We start from the raw sequence: 16358 nt of genomic DNA on the forward strand, positions 1-16358 counted from the left end.
GCCGCATGAGCCGGCCGATCGTCCTGTTCGAGAACATGCGGGCGGTGCCCTACGTGCCGTTCTACCTGGCGGCGGAGCGTGGCGACTGGGCGCGGGCCGGGGCCGAGGTCCGGATCGAGACCTCGCCGGCGACCGCGCAGACCGCCGCCGCCCTGCTGGACGGCCGGGCCGACGTGTCGTGGGGCGGGCCGATGCGGGTCATGCTGCACCACGATTCCGACCGCGACTGCCCGCTGGTGTGCTTCGGCCAGGTGGTCTCGGGCGAGCCGTTCGTGCTGGTCGGCCGGCACGCCAACCCGGAGTTCCGGTTCGCCGACCTGGCGCATTCGCGGGACTGGCCCGGGCCGCGCATCGGTGTCGCGGTCGACGTGCCGACCCCGTGGATGACCTTCCAGGACGACCTGCGGCGCGAGGGCATCGACCCGGCGGCGATCAACCGGGCGCCCGACCTGCCGATGGCCGCGAACGTCGCGCGCCTGGAGGCCGGCAAGGTCGACGTGGTGCAGGTGTTCGAGCCCTATGTCGACCGGCTGGTCGCCGGCGGCAGAGGTCATGTCTGGCACCGCTTCGCCCGGCGCGGCGACATGAGCTACACCAGCTTCTACACGACGCGCCGGTTCGCCGCGGAGCGGCGCGAGACCTGCCGGGCGCTGGTGCGCGGCATCGCCGCCGCCCAGCAGGCGCTGTTCGCCGAGACCGCGGACGAGATCGCGGCCCAGGTGGCGGGGTGGTTCCCGGATTTCGACCGGGCGGCGCTGGCGCGGATGATCGAGGGCTACCGGTCGTCCGGCGTGTGGGCGCGCTCGCCGGAACTGCCGGCCGAGACCTTCGTGCGGCTGAAGGCGTCGCTGCTGTCCGGCGGGCTGATCGGCTACGACGTGCCCTACGACCGCGCCGTCGACGACGCCATCACCGCGGAGGCGCTGGCGGGCTGAACTGACCGCTTGCCATGGGTCCCGGCTCTGCGCTTCGCTACGGCCGGGATGAGGATCCTTCCCACCCCCTCATCCCGGCCGCAGCGGCAACGCCGCGGAGAGCCGGGACCCACCCGCCGCTCCGCCCCGTCAGGGAGCCTCGCCATGGACGCCATCCCGACCATCGACATCGCCCCGTTCCTGGCCGGCGACCCGGCCGGCAGGCGCGCCGTCGCCACAGAAGTGGCCGCGGCCTGCCGCGAGGTCGGGTTCCTGGTGATCGCCGGCCACGGCATCGCGGCCGAGACCCTGGAGGACACCTTCCGGCGGTCGTTCGCGTTCTTCGACCAGCCGGATGCGGTCAAGGCCCGATGGTCGCCGACCGGGGCGGCCCGCCAGCGCGGCTATCACGGCGTGGCGACCCGCAGCCTGGCCGCCACCCTCGGCCAGAAGACCCCGCTGGACCTGCGGGAGTCGGTGTTCCTCGGCCCGGTCGACGACCACCGCGCGCACTACGCGGACCTGCCGGAAGCGGCGACCGCCTACGCCCCGAACATCCTGCCCGACACGCCGCCGGGCACGGCCCAGGCGTTCACCGGCATCTACCGGGAATACGAGCGGCTGTCGCTCGACCTGCTCAGGATCTTCGCGGTGGCGCTGGGCCTGCCGGAGCAGCACTTCACGCCGCTGATGGGTCGGCACTTCTCGATCCTCGGCGTGCACCACTATCCCGCATTGGAGACTCCGCCGGAGCCGGGCCAGTTGCGGGCGGGTGCCCACACCGACTTCGGCGCCATGACCATCCTGGCGATGACCGAGGGCCGCGGCGGGCTGGAGGCCCGCACCCCGGACGGGCGCTGGCTGCCGGTGCTGCCGGAACCGGGCGAGCTGGTGGTCAACCTGGGCGACATGATGCAGCGCTGGACCAACGACCGCTGGGTCTCGACCCTGCACCGCGTGGTGGTGCCGGAGATCGGCGACACCGGCAGCCGGCGCCTCTCGATCGGCTACTTCGTGCACCCGGACTTCGACGCCGAGATCCGCTGCCTGCCCGGCCCGGGCGAGGCGCCCGTCTACCCGCCGACGACGGCCGGCGCCCACATCGCCGAGAAGATCGCCAGGAGCCACAAGGCCGCCTGAGCCGACTGCGGCTTTTCTTCGCATGGACGGCCGTCGACTGTCGGCGTTGTGTTTTCTGCAAGACCGGCTCTATGCTCTGCATGGGATATCCAAGTAGCCTGGAACATCCGGATCTTTGCGCAACTTGTCCGCGGAGAGCATCGACTTCACTCCCGACTACGTAGCAGCCAAGTCGCCCTTGGTCAGCAGGATGCCATGACGTCCTACGTCGGTTCCTCGAACACGACCTATCCGTACCGGGCGGTCGTCTACGTCACCGCCACCTTCAGCAACGGCGCGACCTACACCGGCTCGGGCGCCATGGTCGGGCCGAACGACGTCCTGACGGCGTCGCACGTGATCTACGACGGCACGCTGGGCGCCGCGACCAGCATCACCGTCTACGCAGGGCGCGACGGATCGAGCGCGCCCTATGGCGGGGTCGCGGGCCGGCGGTTCAACTACTTCCAGGTCGACAACGACGGCGACGGGCTGCTCAGCAAGAGCGAGTCGCAGTCCGACGTGGCGATCATCGGCCTCGGCTCCCGGCTCGGCGACAGCACCGGATGGTTCGGCCTGAACGCGAGCCGCAGCAGCGGCTACTACAACCTCACCGGCTACCCCGGCGTCTATGCCGACTCGTCGGGACCGCGGATGACCAACGACTACGGCTACGCCACGGCCAACTCCTTCTATTCGGTCTTCGACTACAGCAGCATCGAGTCCAATCCCGGCAACAGCGGCGGGCCGCTGTGGGGCTACGTCGCCGGCCTGCCCTACGTCTACGGCGTGGCCTCGACCTCCGGCTGGGCCGGCAGCGTCGGCTACCAGTACTCGACCATCACCGGCTGGATCAGCGGCAACGACGACCTGATCGGCGGCACCGGGACCACCGCGACCACCGGCACCTCCGGCGCCGACCGGCTGACCGGGACGTCGGCCGCCGACATCGTCTCCGGCCTGGGTGGCGACGACACCCTCTACGGCCTCGACGGCGCCGACGTGCTGTACGGCAACATCGGCCAGGACCTGATCCTGGGCGGCAGCGGCGCCGACACGATCTACGGCGGCCAGAACGACGGCACCCAGGCGAAATCCGGCGACCCGCTCGCCTACCGCAACGGCGTCGACACGCTCAGTGGCGGCTCCGGCAGCGACGTGATCTACGGCAACCACGGCAGCGACCTGGTGTACGGCGGCAGCGACGCCGACACCCTGTTCGGCGGCCAGGACGCCGACACCCTGTTCGGCGGCGACGGCAGCGACGTGCTGTACGGGAACCTCGGCAACGACCTGCTGTACGGCGATAACGCCACCTCCAGCACCGGTGCCGGCAGCGACACCCAGTACGGCGGCGCGGGCGACGACACCGCGGTGTTCCTGTTCGCCCGCTCGAACTACACGGTGGTCCAGACCGCCGACGGCGGCTACGCGGTCAACGCGTCCGACTATCTCTATGACGTCGAGTACATCCGGTTCTCCGATGGCACCTACCAGATCGACAGCCTGCTGTAGCGGCGATGGCGCCGCGCCGCCGGCCGCGCCAGGATGGCGGCGACCGGCCGCGTGGCTGGCCGGGATCGCCGCGGCGTTCCTGGTCGGCTGCACCGCCCCGGCCGCGCAACCCGCAGGGAGCGCCATGGACAGGATCACCATCTCCGTCGGCGACCCGGTCTCGACGCTGGAGGCCCGCCTCGGCCCGCCGGACGAAGCCAGGACCCTGAAGAACGATGCCCCGGCCACCATGGGGGCGGCGGTCGTCGAGTACGCCTTCAAGGACGACGTCGCGACCCTGGCCGCCGGCGGCACCGCGATCCCGGCCCGCGCCGTCCAGTTCGTGCTCGACGGCAACGGCAAGGTCCTGCGGATCCTGGCGAACCCGAACGCCTTCAGCCGCTCGACGCCGCGCCTGCAGCGCGGCACCCCGGTCCTGGCCGACAGCGCCACCCTGCCGACCGACCCGGCGCTGCGGGCGGCACCGCGCTGACCGCCGGCCGCGGCCGCGTCAGTCGGCTTCGGGCAGCCAGCGCGCCAGCGCCACGCCGATCGGCACCATCCGGCTGATCACGTGGTCGGTGAACTCGACCAGCGCCGCGCGGGCCGCTTCGGGCGCCGGCCCGGCCTCGACGCGCAGGGTGGCGAGCCGGGCGGCCTCCTCGCGCGAGATCGCCCGGGCCCGCGCGATCGCCGCCGCCAGCCGGCCGTCCTCGGCCAGCGGCGCCCAGCCGGCGTGCATCAGCGCCAGCAGTCCCGGCCAGTGCGCCAGGTGGCGGTACATGGTCGCCAGGATCGGCTCGTCCGGGCGGGCCCCGAGCAGGTTGATCGCCTTGACCAACGCCCAGGTCTCCGGCGTCACGTCGGGTTCCGACAGCAGCTTCGGCAGCGGCGCCGGCGGCAACGCTTTCGTGCCCGGGTCGGCGGGTGCGCTGCCCGCCGGCTCGACCAGCAGCGCGGTCAGGGCGATCAGGTTCGGGCCGTTGCCGCGGTTGTAGCCGTCGGCGACGGCGCGCACCCGCGGCAAGTCGGCCGCCGGCACCCCGACAGCCGCCAGCGCCCCGGCAGGCAACGGGCAGGGCAGCGGCGGATCGAGGCGGTCGTAAAGCCGGACGGCGGCGGCCTGCGCCTGGCGGCCGGCGTAGATCGGCCGGGCCGCCGTCCAGGCCCATTCCAGCCCACCGTCGACGGTCGCCAGGTGGCGCCAGATCAGGTTGACCACCGGGCTGCCCAGGGTCTCGCGGATGTCGGCGAATATCCGCGCGGTCTCGCCCTTGGCTTCGGCCTCGACGATGGCGGGAACGGGGTCGGACACGGCGGGCTCCCTCGGCGCGTGACGTCTGCCGGTCAGCCTAGCAGGATGCGAGGCGGCGGCTATTGCCGGGCGCCGACGGCTGCCGTTCCGTTCCGCCTCGGAACCGACGGGTCCCGGCCGTTCAAGGTCTTCCCTCAATCCGGGCCGCGACCTAATCTCGCCGCGAACCAGCGGGAGGGAAGGCATGGCGGACAAGCTCCGCATCGGCTTCGCCGGGGTCGGGCTGATGGGTCACGGCATGGCGAAGAACCTGATCGAGAAGGGATTTCCAGTCACCGTCCTGGGCCACCGCAACCGCCGGCCGGTGGACGACCTGAAGGCCCGCGGGGCGCTCGAGGCCGTCACCCCGAAGGCGCTGGCCGAGGTCAGCGACGCGGTCGTCCTGTGCCTGCCGAACTCGGCCGTGGTCGAAGCCGTGGTGCTGGGTCCGGACGGCATCCTGGAGGCGGCCCGCCCGGGCTTCGTGCTGGCCGACGCCAGCACCGCCGAGCCGGAATCCACCAAGCGGGTCGGCGCGGCGCTGGCGGCCAGGGGGGCCGCCATGCTGGACGCGCCGCTGACCATGACCCCGAAGGAGGCCGAGGCCGGCATCCTGAACGTGCTGGTCGGCGGCGAGGCGGCGGTGCTGGAGCGCATGCGGCCGGCCTTCGAGGCCTATGCCCGCAACGTGTTCCACGTCGGCCCGCTGGGGGCCGGGCACTCGCTGAAGCTGATCAACAACTTCATGAGCATGACCATGTCGGCGATGGTGGCGGAGGCGGCGGTGACCGCACGCGCCGCCGGCGTCGACCTGGGCAAGCTGCGCGAGGTGGTGTCGGCCGGCGCGGTCAACTCCGGCATGTTCCAGAAGATCATGGCCTACGCCGTCGACGGCGACGCCTCCGGCCTGCAGTTCGCCATGGCCAACGCCCGCAAGGACGTCGGCTACTACGCGGCGATGGCGGCGGCGAACGGCCTGCCGAGCCCGTTCGGCACCGCGGCGCTGCAACTGTATACGCTGGCCTGCTCGACCGGGCACGGCGAGCAGCACGTCCCGCTGCTGGTCGACGTGATGGCGGAACTGGGTGGCCTGAAGGAGAAGTCGGAATGAGCGAGCGGGTCGACGCCGTCGTCATCGGCGCGGGCGTTGTCGGACTGGCCTGCGCCCGGGCGCTCGCCCTGCAGGGCCGCGAGGTGCTGGTGCTGGAGAAGGCCGAGGCGATCGGCACCGAGACCAGCTCGCGGCATTCCGAGGTGATCCACGCCGGCATCTACTACCCGGTCGGCTCGCTGAAGGCGCGGTTCTGCGTCGAGGGCAAGCTGAAGATGTACCGGTTCCTCGACGAGCACGGGGTGCCGTACAAGCGGCTCGGCAAGCTGATCGTGGCCACCTCCGAGGACCAGATCCCGGCGCTGCAGCAGATCCAGGACCGCGCGGTCAAGGCCGGGGTCGACGACCTGACCTTCCTGTCGCACAACGAGGTCACGGCGATGGAGCCGGACCTGCGCTGCGTGACCGCGCTGCTGTCGCCGTCGACCGGCGTGCTCGACAGCCACTCCTACATGCTGGCCCTGCAGGGCGACGCCGAGGAGCGTGGCGGCATGATCGCGTTCCACGCCCCGGTCGAGGGCGGAAGGATCGACGAGGACGGCATCGAGCTGGTGGTCGGCGGCGCCGATCCCATGACCCTCAAGGCGACCACGGTGGTGAACTCCGGCGGGCTGCACGCCCAGCCGCTGGCCGCCTCGCTGCAGGGCTTCCCGGCCGGGCACGTGCCGCCGCAGTACTTCTGCAAGGGCAACTACTACACGCTGTCCGGCGTCAGGGCGCCGTTCAGCCACCTGATCTACCCGGCCCCCGAGCAGGCCGGGCTCGGCATCCACCTGACCCTCGACCTCGGCGGCCAGGCCCGGTTCGGCCCGGATGTCGAATGGGTCGACAGCATCGACTACACGGTCGATCCGCGCCGCGCCGACAGTTTCTACGCCGCCGTGCGCAAGTACTGGCCGGGGCTGCCGGACGACTCTCTACAGCCGGGCTATGCCGGCATGCGCCCGAAGATCCAGGCGCCGGGCACGCCGGCCCTCGACTTCATGGTGCAGGGCCCGCGCGACCACGGGGTGCCGGGGCTGGTCAACCTGTTCGGCATCGAGTCGCCGGGCGTGACCTCGTCGCTGGCGATCGCCGACCACGTGGCGGAGCTGCTGGCCTGAGGCCAAGCCCGGACTGCGGTCACGGCAGCGGGTCGCCCTGCATCTCCAGGTGCAGGGCGTCGCCGTCGTACGGGTGGGCCAGCGCCACCGCCTCGTCCAGCTCGACCCCCAGCCCGGGTTCGGTCGGCGGGATCACGTAGCCGTCCTCCCAGCGGATCGGGGCCTTCAGGATCTCGGCGTGGAACCCGCCCCAGGTCCGGATACTCTCCAGGATCAGGAAATTCGGCGAGCAGGCCGCGAGCTGGATGTTGGCCGCGCCGACCACCGGCCCGCAGTACAGGTGCGGGGCGATCTGGGCGTAGCGGGTCTCCGCCATGCCGGCGATCTTCTTGGCCTCCAGCAGGCCGCCGACCCGCCCCAGGTTCATCTGCAGGATCGACGCCGCGCCCTGCTCCAGCACCCGGGCGAACTCGTACTTGGTGGTCAGCCGCTCGCCGGTCGCGACCGGGATCGAGGTGGCGCGCGCCACCTTGGCCATCTCCTCCGGCATCTCCGGCGGCGTCGGCTCCTCGAACCACAGCGGGTCGTAGGGCTCCAGCCGCCCGGCCAGGCGGATCGCGCCGGACGCGGTGAACTGGCCGTGGGTCCCGAACAGCAGGTCGGCGCGGCTGCCGACCGCCTCGCGCACCGCCCGGGTCAGGGCCTCCGACCGGTCGAGCGACTCCAGGTCCGGCTGCCGGCCGTCGAACACCGTGTAGGGTCCGGCCGGGTCGAACTTCACCGCGGTGAATCCGGCGGCGACCTCCTCGGCCGCCCGCTCGGCCGCCAAGGCCGGGCTCGTGTAGACGTTGTCGGGAACGTCGGGATAGGCGTTGCCGGTCCTCGGGTAGAGGTAGGTGTAGGTGCGCAGCCGTTCGTGCACGCGGCCGCCGAGCAGTTCGTACACCGGCTGACCGAGCTCCTTGCCGACGATGTCCCAGCACGCCATCTCGAGGCCGCTGAACACCCCCATCAGCGACGGGTCCGGCCGCAGCGAGTAGCCGGAGCCGTAGACCCGGCGGAACATCGCCTCGATCCGGCGCGGGTCCTGGCCCCGGACGTGGCGGGCGAACACGTCCTCGATCATCCGCACCACCGTGTGCGGCCCGAAGGTGGCGACGTAGACCTCGCCGACCCCCTCGACCCCGGAATCGGTGACCAGCTTCAGGAAGATGAAGTAGCGGCCGCCATGGTGCGGCGGCGGGTTGCCGACGACGAAGGTCTTCAGGTCGACGATCTTCATGGGTGCCCCCTCATGAATGTCCCCGGCGGCTGCATGCGCACCCGGCCGACGCTAGAGCAGTTCGCCGCCGGAGGGAAACCGCCGGCCGGCCGGTTCCGCTCGGATCGGGCTTGCGGGGCGCATTTGAAGATGCATATAAGATGCACTTTTAAGTGCGCGAGCCGATCATGACCGCCTATGCCGAGCCCGACACCGTGGTGACCGAAGCCGAGATCGAGCACACCGTCGCCCTGTTCTACGGCCGGGCGCGCGAGGACGCGCTGCTCGGCCCGGTGTTCCGCGGCGCCGTGCCGGATGCCGAGTGGGACGCCCATCTGGCGAAGATCGCCGCGTTCTGGCGCAAGGTGCTGCGCCGGCAGCCCGGCTACGAGGGCAACCCGATGCGCGCCCATGTGGCGCTCGGGGTCCTGGAGAAGCGGCATTTCGACCGCTGGCTGGCGCTGTTCGAGGCGGCCGCCCGCGAGGTCTGCCGGCCGGAAGCCGCCGAGATCTTCGTCGAGCGGGCCCGGCTGATCGCCGCCTCGCTGCTGCACGGGCTGGAATTCTTCCGGAACCGCGAACAGGCGGCGGGGTGAGCCGGTGCAACTCAGCCAGTTCACCGACTACGCGCTCCGCACGCTGATCCTGGCGGCGCTGAATGCCGGCCGGCGCACCACCATCGAGGAGGTCGCCACCACCTACGGCATCTCGAAGGAGCATGTCCGCAAGGTGGTCCACCAGCTCACCCGCCTCGGCTTCCTGGAGGCCACCCGCGGCCGCGGCGGCGGCCTCCGTCTCGCCATGCCGGCCGAAGCGATCCGGATCGGCGACGTGGTGCGCGGCACCGAGACCGGCTTCGCGATGGCCGAGTGCCTCCGTCGGGACCGGCAGGGCGCCTGCCCGATCGACGGGATCTGTCGGCTGACCGGCATGCTGCGGGGCGCCAGCAACGCTTTCCTGGCCGAGCTCGACCGCCACACCCTGGCCGACGCCGTCGCCAACCGCCCGGCCCTGCTGACCCGCCTGACCCCGGCCGCCTGAGCGCGGCCGCCTTCATCCCGGGTCGGCTGGGTCCCGGATCTCGCTGCGCTCGTCCGGGATGAGGGAGTGTGGCGATTTCTTCTTTGCCCTCATCCCGGTCGCAGCGGCGTAGCCGCGGAGAACCGGGACCCATCCGACCATCCCGACGCGGCCGCCCCCTTGCCCTCCCCCGGCGCTCGGGGTTTGATCGCGCCCGGGAGGAAACCATGCTCGAACGGGCCGACAGCTACGACGAGGTTTGCCGGCGCTTCCGCTGGCGGATTCCGCAGCGCTTCAACATCGCGGTCGACGTCTGCGACCGGCATGCCGACGCCGGGGCCGGCACCGCGCTGATCCACATCGCCGCCGACGGCAGCGTGGTCGAGCACTCGTTCGCCGACCTGAAGCGCGCCTCCAACCGGCTGGCCAACGTCCTGGCCGCCGGCGGTCTGTCGCGCGGCGACCGGGTCGGCATCCTGATGCCGCAGCGCCCGGAGACCGCGGTCGCCCACATCGCCGCCCACAAGGTCGGCATGGTGTCGGTGCCGCTGTTCACCCTGTTCGGCGAGGACGCCCTGGCCTACCGGCTCGGCGACTGCGGTGCCGCCGCCCTGGTCACCGACCGCGAGAGCCTGGCGAAGATCGAGGCGATCCGCGACCGGCTGCCGGCGCTGAAGCTGGTGCTGGTGGCCGACGAGGCCAGGGACGGCGGCTGGTGGCGGGCGCTGGCGCCGGCCCTGGACGCGGCGTCCGACGACTTCGCCCCGGTCGACACCGCGGCCGACGACCCGGCGGTGATCATCTACACCTCGGGCACCACCGGCCAGCCGAAGGGCGCCCTGCACGCCCACCGGGTGCTGCTCGGCCACCTGCCGGGGGTCGAGTTCCCGCACGACTTCTTCCCGCAGCCGGGCGACCGGTTCTGGACGCCGGCCGACTGGGCCTGGATCGGCGGGCTGTTCGACGTGCTGCTGCCGTCCCTGCACCACGGCGTGCCGGTGGTGGCGCACCGGTTCGCCAAGTTCGATCCCGAGGCGGCGTTCGACCTGATCGCCCGGCACGGGGTGCGCAATTCGTTCCTGCCGCCGACCGCGCTCAAGCTGATGCGCCAGGTCCAGGACCCGCGGGCCCGCCACGCCCTCGCGATGCGCTCGATCGGCTCCGGCGGCGAGACCCTCGGCACCGAGCTGCTGGACTGGGGCCGCACGGTGTTCGGCGTGACCATCAACGAGTTCTACGGCCAGACCGAGTGCAACCTGGTGGTCGGCAACTGCGCGGCGGTCATGCCGGTGCGGCCGGGCTCGATGGGCAAGCCGGTCCCCGGCCACACGGTCGGCATCGTCGACGAGGCCGGGGTGCCGGTCGCCGACGGCGAGACCGGCTCGATCGCGGTCCGGCGCGGCGACCCGGTGATGTTCCTCGGCTACTGGAACAAGCCGGAGGCGACCGACGCCAAGTTCGCCGGCCCCGACAAGGAGTGGATGCTGACCGGCGACCTGGGGCGGCGCGACGGCGACGGCTACCTGCACTATGTCGGGCGCGACGACGACGTCATCACCTCGGCCGGCTACCGCATCGGGCCGGGCGAGATCGAGGACTGCCTGGCGGCGCACCCGGCGGTGGCGCTGGCGGCGGTCATCGGGGTGCCGGACCCGCTGCGCACGGAGGCGGTGAAGGCCTGCATCGTGCTGGCCGAGGGCACGGCGCCGAGTGACGGCCTGAAGGCCGAGATCCAGGAGCACGTGAAGCGGCGGCTGGCCGCCCACGAGTACCCGCGGATCGTCGAGTTCATGGACGCCTTGCCGATGACCGCGACCGGCAAGATCATGCGCCGCGTGCTGCGCGAACGCCACGCGGCGGACAACCGGGGAGAACCGAGTTGAGCATCGCCATCGACTACTACTTCTCGACCTCGAGCCCGTGGACCTATCTCGGCTCGGGTCGGTTCATCGAGATCGTCGACAGGATCGGCGCCACGGTGAACGTCTGCCCGGTCGATTTCGGGCCGATCTTCGCGCAGTCCGGCGGCCTGCCGCTGCCGAAGCGCGCACCGCAGCGCCAAGCCTACCGGATGATGGAGCTGAAGCGCTGGCGCGACTATCTCGGCATCCCGATCGTGCTGGAGCCCAAGAACTTCCCGCTGACCGCGCCGCTGGCCGCCTACACCATCATCGCCGCCCGCGAGACCGGGAAGGACCGGGCCTGGCACGACGCCCTGATCCTGTCGGACGCGCTGCTGACGGCGCTGTGGCGCGACGACCGCGACCTCGGCAACCCGGACGAGGTGGTGGCGGTGGCGAACGCCGTCGGCCAGGACGGCCACGTCCTGGTCAACGCCGCCCCCGGCTATGCCGACACCTTCAGGGCCGACACCGAGAAGGCGGCGGCCGAAGGCGTGTTCGGCGCGCCGAGCTGGAAGCTGCCGGACGGCGAGATCTTCTGGGGTCAGGACCGCATCGACCTGCTGCGCTGGCGGCTGGGCGCTTAGGACGGCTGCAGCCGCGGGCATCGGAGCGCCGGGTGGGTTCCGGCTCGGCCGCGCCGGGGCGGCGCGCCCGACCGGAATGACGTCAGGAGAGGGCAAGGCCGTGGCCTGCCCCCTCCCCCCTACGTCGTCATTCCGGACCGGGCCGCCGGCGGCGGGACGGAGCCGGAACCCACCAAGCGACGGGCGCCGTCACCTGCCGCAGTCCTTCGTGAGGTCGCCGACCGTGCGGACGTCGCCCCAGCGGTCGAACCGTACCAGCACGTGGCCCTTGCAGCCCTCGACCCGGACCCAGGCGTCGTAGCCGACCACGTCGGTGTCGCCGAGGCCCGATCCCACCGACAGCCCGCCCCAGGCCGCGCCGAAGTCGCCGCCGAACCGCCGGCCGTATTCCCGGACCACGGTCACCGAGGTCGGCCTGTACCTGGCCGGCACGTTCGCGAGCGCCCGCTGTTCCAGGATCTTCCGGCCGCTCTCGGTGTCCGGGTAGAACCCGTTGGGGTCGGCGGCACACCCGGCCAGGGCGAGCCCGCCGACCAGCAATGCGGCCATCGCCGCCCTTCCGCCACACATCTGCGGCTCTCCCTATCGGACTCCCGTCACCGACATGGTGCGCCGGCCCCGCGTCACTGGCACTCGGTCATGTCGCCGGTGGTCAGGTAGTCGCCCCAGCGGTTGAACCGGACCAGCACGTGGCCCTTGCAGCCCTCGACCCGGATCCAGGCATCGTAGCCGACGATGTCGGTGTCGGCGCCCGGCTGCGGCGCGCCCCACTGCTTGATCACCGTCACCCCGGTCGGCTCGTACCTGGCCGGAACCCGCTCGAGTGCACGCTGCTCGAGCACCCGGTCGGCGGACGCGGTCTCCGGATAGAAGGCGCCCTGGTCGCTCTGGCAGGCGGCGAGACTGAGACCGGCGAGGCCGAGGCCGGCGGCGACCAAGGTGCCGATGGCTCGGATACGCATGGGGACCTCCGGCAGCATAAGTCTTCTGGAATATATAGGACGGCCCGGCGCAATCGATGCGTGCGGCAGGATGACGCCGGTCGGAGTCTTCGCCCCGGAGTCTTCGTCCCGGAGTCTTCGCCATTGATCCGGGCCGCGCCTTGGCCGACCCTTCCGGCTCCGTTGCCCACCCCGAGGTCCGCCATGCCGTTCACGCCGGTCATCGCCGTCATCACCGACGAGGTCTCCGAGGACATCGAAACCGCGCTCGGCTTCATGGCCGGGCACGGCGTGGACCGGGTCGACATCCGCTCGGTCGACGAGCGCAACGTCATCCTGTTCGACGACCGCGAGCTGACCGAGCTGGCGAAGCGCCTGGCCGATGCCGGCGTCACGGTCGGCTGCTACTGCTCGCCGCTGCTGAAGTGGCCGCGTTCCGGCGCCAAGATCCCGCCGGGCGCCAACTTCCACGGCTTCGACCCGGGCGTGCTGCCGCCCGAGGACGCGGTGCCGATGGCGTTCGACGTGGCCAACCGGCTGGGGGCGAGCCAGCTGCGGATCTTCTCCTACTTCACCTATGACGGCTTCGTGCCGGAGCACCTGGACGACGATCTGGACCGGCTGCTCGACCTCGCCGAGACCCACGACGTCACCCTGGTGCTGGAGAACGAGCACGTCTGCAACGTCGCCACCCTGGAAGACCTGACCGCGGTGGTGGCGCGCCGGGCGCACCCGCGGCTGAAGGGCGCGCTCGACCTCGCCAACCACCGGGCGGTCCGGCCGCCGGCGCCGTCGGCCGAGGTGCTGGCCGCCGCCGCCAGGGTCGCCGGCACCGTGCACGTCAAGGACTTCACCGCCGCACCGCGCCGCTACGTGGCGCTCGGCGAAGGCATCGTCGACCACCGGCCGCTGTTCGCCGCGCTGCGCGAGCACGGGCCGTCCGGCGAGCTGGCGATCGCGATCGAGACCCACTGCCCGGCCGACGGTGCCGCCGTCACCGCCCGCTCGCTGGAGGCGCTGCGGAAGATGCTGGCGTAGGGCCCGTCGCTTCGTGGGTTCCGGGTCGCGCTACGCTTGCCCGGAATGACAATAGGAGAGGAGAGCCGCGCCGGTCCCTCTCTTGCCGTCATTCCGGACCGGATCGCCGAAGGCGAGGCGGATCCGGAACCCACCAAGCGACGGACACCCCGGCCGCTACGCCCCCGCCACCGCCTCGACCGCCGCGACCGCGGCCGCGATACCGGCGTCGTCGACGTCCAGATGGGTGACCGCGCGCAGCCGGGCGCCGAGCGCGCCGATCCGCACCCCGTGCTCGGCCATCAGCCGCTTCGAGAACGCCGCCGCGTCCATGCCGGTGCCGTCGACCGTGAAGTACACCATGTTGGTCTCGATCTCGTCGGCCGCGACCTGCACGCCCTTCACTTGCGCGATTCCCTCGGCGAACCGCCGGGCCCGGGCGTGGTCGTCGGCCAGCCGCGCGACATGGTGCTCGAGCGCGTAGACGCCGGCGGCGGCGACGATGCCGGACTGCCGCAGCGCGCCGCCGAACTGGTGCTTGAACCGCCAGGCCTCCTCGATGAAGTCCGAGGAGCCGGCCAGCACCCCGCCGATCGGGCAGCCGAGGCCCTTCGACAGGTCGATCCACACCGAGTCGCAGTCGGCGGCGTAGGTGGCGGCCGGAATGCCGCTCGCCACCACCGCGTTCAGCAGCCGGGCGCCGTCCATGTGCAGCCTCAGCCCATGGCGCTTCGCCGCCGCCGCCACGTCCTTCACGGTCTCCAGCGGCCAGACCGCGCCGCCGCCGAGATTGGCGGTGTTCTCGATCGACACCAGCTTCTGGCGCGGCGCGTGCCGGGTCTTCGGGCGGATCGCGGCGTCGACATCGGCGCCGGTGAAGATGCCGCGCCTGCCGGCGATGGTCCTGGTCATCGCACCGGCCAGCGCGGCCGGGCCGCCGGCTTCGAAATGCAGGGCGTGGCCGGTCGCGTCGAGGATGATCTCGTCGCCCTGCCCGCACCACACCCGGTAGGCGATCTCGTTGCACATGGTGCCGGACGGCAGGAACACCGCCGCCGGCTTGCCGAGCAGCTCGGCCACCATCTCCTGCAGCCGGTTGGCCGTCGGGTCCTCGTGCGCCTGCTCGTTGCCGACCTCGGCCTCGGCGATCGCCTTGCGCATGCCGGCGGTCGGCCGGGTGACGGTGTCGGAGTACAGGTCGACCTTGGGGCGGGCGACGGAAGCGGCGGGCGCGGCCATGGGCGGGGTCCTCGGCGATTTCGTGGTGGCGGCAGACTTCGGTCGAGCGACGATAGAGCGCGGCGGCAACACGGCAAAGTGCCGTCGCCATCATAGGCGGTCGTGCCGCCACCCCGTCAGCGACGAGTTCGAAGGCCGGCTGTACGCAAACGTTCGACCTCCGGGCCCGGCGGCGCGGCGCCGGCGGTGTCAGCGAAGCGGGCTCACGCTCACTTCGATTCCGTCGAACCGCTCGATCATCATGGTCACCTCGGCGCGCGGAACCGGCCAGGACGACTCGTCACGCGCCAGGAACGCCTTGCCGCGCCACTCCTGGTAGACCTTCAGCAGGGTGTTCCTGACCGCGTAGAACCTGATCAGGGTGATCTGCCCGATGCCGTGTCCGTAGCCGATGTCCGTCTGGCCCTTGCTGCTGTTCTGACAGAAGATCAGGAGGGTCAGGAAGTTCCCGCCCTGGCCGACCGGGCTGACGCCGACGTTCTCCTGGCCGCACATCTGCACATAGCCCAGAAGCGTCGCGTTCACGTACCGGTCGAGGGGCAGGGTGCGGCCCTTGCCGAGATAGGTGCCGCGTACGGCGTACAGGCGGGTCCAGCTGTTGAACGCCTCGCCTTTGGGAATCTGTTCGAGAATGAACTCGGGACCCTTCTGGTCGCGGTACATCTCGCTCATGTCGAGCGGGTCTTTGCCCTGGTACCAGCTGGGGGCGGGATAGCTGATGAAGGCGTCGTAGATCCGTGTGTGTTGGGTAAGCTCGTACCCGTCGAGGCTCTTGTCCGTGTCTGCGCTCGCGGTTGCCGCAACCAAGGCCAGCAGCCCCGCCCATGCCGCCAGAACCCTCCGTCGCCCGGCCATCGCGCCCCCACAAGTCCTTCGCTAGAATCCACCCTCGCCACAGACACTATAGCGCGCGCAGGCGGATGTGCCCGAATCTTTGCCTGCCATCCGTGTGCCATCCGTGCATTGTGGCGGCATCGCCACGTCCCATCTGATTTGAGTGGCAAACTGCCGTCGATCGGAAGCGCCGATGCCCGACACCACCCCCACTTCGCGCCGCAACCTGCCGTTCCGGCTGTCGGTGCCGGAGAACGACAAGCTGGCGATGCACGTGGTCTACGCGCTGTACGCCGCCTCGGTGGTGACGGCGGTCCCCGGCATGCTGGGCGTCATCCTGGCCTATCTGAAGCGCGGCGAGGTCGCCGGCACCTACCTGGAGTCGCACGCCACCTGGCAGATCCGGACGTTCTGGACCTGGCTGCTGATGCTGGCGGTCGGCTTCCTGCTGCTGTTCGTGCTGATCGGCGGGCTGGTGATCGGCGCCGCCCAGCTCTGGCTGATCTACCGGATCGTCAAGGGTTGGCTGGTGCTGATCGACGAGCGGCCGATCGACCGGCCGGAAGCGTTCTTCTGACGGCCC

The 16358-nt window shown here is 71.4% G+C and carries 18 protein-coding genes; 12 read left to right on the forward strand and 6 right to left on the reverse strand.

Features of this window, described 5'->3' with window-relative positions:
- Positions 1-5: 5 nt before the first annotated feature.
- The 4 genes from IE246_RS00210 (at position 6) to IE246_RS00225 (ending at position 4020) form a co-directional block, all read left to right on the forward strand.
- Positions 6-935: an ABC transporter substrate-binding protein gene (locus tag IE246_RS00210; RefSeq protein WP_189986899.1), complete on the forward strand. Its 930-nt coding sequence runs from the start codon at positions 6-8 to the stop codon at positions 933-935.
- A 144-nt stretch (positions 936-1079) separates the two neighbouring features.
- Complete coding sequence (locus IE246_RS00215; RefSeq protein ID WP_189986900.1) at positions 1080-2054, forward strand: isopenicillin N synthase family dioxygenase; 975 nt, start codon at positions 1080-1082, stop codon at positions 2052-2054.
- A 195-nt stretch (positions 2055-2249) separates the two neighbouring features.
- A complete protein-coding gene (locus IE246_RS00220; RefSeq protein WP_189986901.1) occupies positions 2250-3548 on the forward strand; it encodes a trypsin-like serine protease in 1299 nt (432 codons plus the stop codon).
- A gap of 124 nt (positions 3549-3672) precedes the next feature.
- Complete coding sequence (locus IE246_RS00225; RefSeq protein WP_189986902.1) at positions 3673-4020, forward strand: hypothetical protein; 348 nt, start codon at positions 3673-3675, stop codon at positions 4018-4020.
- Positions 4021-4038: 18 nt separating this feature from the next.
- On the opposite strand, the gene IE246_RS00230 is transcribed toward IE246_RS00225, so the two are convergent.
- Positions 4039-4842: a hypothetical protein gene (locus tag IE246_RS00230; protein WP_189986903.1), complete on the reverse strand. Its 804-nt coding sequence runs from the start codon at positions 4840-4842 to the stop codon at positions 4039-4041.
- A gap of 184 nt (positions 4843-5026) precedes the next feature.
- Here IE246_RS00230 and IE246_RS00235 point away from each other — a divergent pair, with 184 nt between their 5' ends.
- On the forward strand, positions 5027-5932 hold the full coding sequence (locus IE246_RS00235) for an NAD(P)-dependent oxidoreductase (RefSeq protein ID WP_189986904.1): 906 nt from the start codon (positions 5027-5029) through the stop codon (positions 5930-5932).
- Entirely contained in the window at positions 5929-7035 is a 1107-nt protein-coding gene (locus IE246_RS00240) for an NAD(P)/FAD-dependent oxidoreductase (protein ID WP_189986905.1), read from the forward strand. The genes IE246_RS00235 and IE246_RS00240 overlap by 4 nt, the downstream gene beginning before the upstream one ends.
- Before the next feature lie 19 nt (positions 7036-7054).
- On the opposite strand, the gene IE246_RS00245 is transcribed toward IE246_RS00240, so the two are convergent.
- Complete coding sequence (locus tag IE246_RS00245) at positions 7055-8257, reverse strand: mandelate racemase/muconate lactonizing enzyme family protein (protein WP_189986906.1); 1203 nt, start codon at positions 8255-8257, stop codon at positions 7055-7057.
- A gap of 152 nt (positions 8258-8409) precedes the next feature.
- Between IE246_RS00245 and IE246_RS00250 the strand changes: the two genes are divergently transcribed.
- The 4 genes from IE246_RS00250 (at position 8410) to IE246_RS00265 (ending at position 11744) form a co-directional block, all read left to right on the forward strand.
- Positions 8410-8832, forward strand: coding sequence for a group III truncated hemoglobin (locus tag IE246_RS00250; RefSeq protein WP_229836120.1), 423 nt, complete (start codon positions 8410-8412; stop codon positions 8830-8832).
- Between the two features lie 4 nt (positions 8833-8836).
- Entirely contained in the window at positions 8837-9277 is a 441-nt protein-coding gene (locus tag IE246_RS00255; protein ID WP_189986907.1) for an Rrf2 family transcriptional regulator, read from the forward strand.
- 206 nt (positions 9278-9483) lie between these two features.
- Complete coding sequence (locus IE246_RS00260) at positions 9484-11139, forward strand: acyl-CoA synthetase (RefSeq protein WP_189986908.1); 1656 nt, start codon at positions 9484-9486, stop codon at positions 11137-11139.
- Positions 11136-11744, forward strand: coding sequence for a 2-hydroxychromene-2-carboxylate isomerase (locus IE246_RS00265; protein WP_189986909.1), 609 nt, complete (start codon positions 11136-11138; stop codon positions 11742-11744). The genes IE246_RS00260 and IE246_RS00265 overlap by 4 nt, the downstream gene beginning before the upstream one ends.
- 189 nt (positions 11745-11933) lie before the next feature.
- Here IE246_RS00265 and IE246_RS00270 read toward each other — a convergent pair whose 3' ends face one another.
- Entirely contained in the window at positions 11934-12293 is a 360-nt protein-coding gene (locus tag IE246_RS00270; protein WP_189986910.1) for a hypothetical protein, read from the reverse strand.
- A 74-nt stretch (positions 12294-12367) separates the two neighbouring features.
- Positions 12368-12706 carry a hypothetical protein gene (locus tag IE246_RS00275; RefSeq protein WP_189986911.1) on the reverse strand — a complete coding sequence of 113 codons (339 nt, stop codon included), beginning with the start codon at positions 12704-12706 and terminating at the stop codon, positions 12368-12370.
- 183 nt (positions 12707-12889) lie between these two features.
- Between IE246_RS00275 and IE246_RS00280 the strand changes: the two genes are divergently transcribed.
- Positions 12890-13723: a sugar phosphate isomerase/epimerase family protein gene (locus IE246_RS00280; RefSeq protein ID WP_189986912.1), complete on the forward strand. Its 834-nt coding sequence runs from the start codon at positions 12890-12892 to the stop codon at positions 13721-13723.
- A 156-nt stretch (positions 13724-13879) separates the two neighbouring features.
- Here the strand turns inward: IE246_RS00280 and IE246_RS00285 are convergent, their stop codons facing one another.
- The gene (locus tag IE246_RS00285) at positions 13880-14941 is read right to left on the reverse strand and encodes a threonine aldolase family protein (protein WP_189986913.1); all 1062 of its coding nucleotides are present in this window, start codon (positions 14939-14941) and stop codon (positions 13880-13882) included.
- A 189-nt stretch (positions 14942-15130) separates the two neighbouring features.
- Positions 15131-15613 (reverse strand): hypothetical protein, encoded by a 483-nt coding sequence (locus tag IE246_RS00290; RefSeq protein ID WP_189986914.1) that lies wholly within the window; start codon positions 15611-15613, stop codon positions 15131-15133.
- A 355-nt stretch (positions 15614-15968) separates the two neighbouring features.
- Between IE246_RS00290 and IE246_RS00295 the strand changes: the two genes are divergently transcribed.
- Complete coding sequence (locus IE246_RS00295; RefSeq protein WP_229836122.1) at positions 15969-16352, forward strand: DUF4870 family protein; 384 nt, start codon at positions 15969-15971, stop codon at positions 16350-16352.
- Positions 16353-16358 lie beyond the last annotated feature (6 nt).

Source organism: Thalassobaculum fulvum (assembly GCF_014652915.1).
GTDB classification, from domain to species: Bacteria; Pseudomonadota; Alphaproteobacteria; order Thalassobaculales; family Thalassobaculaceae; genus Thalassobaculum_A; species Thalassobaculum_A fulvum.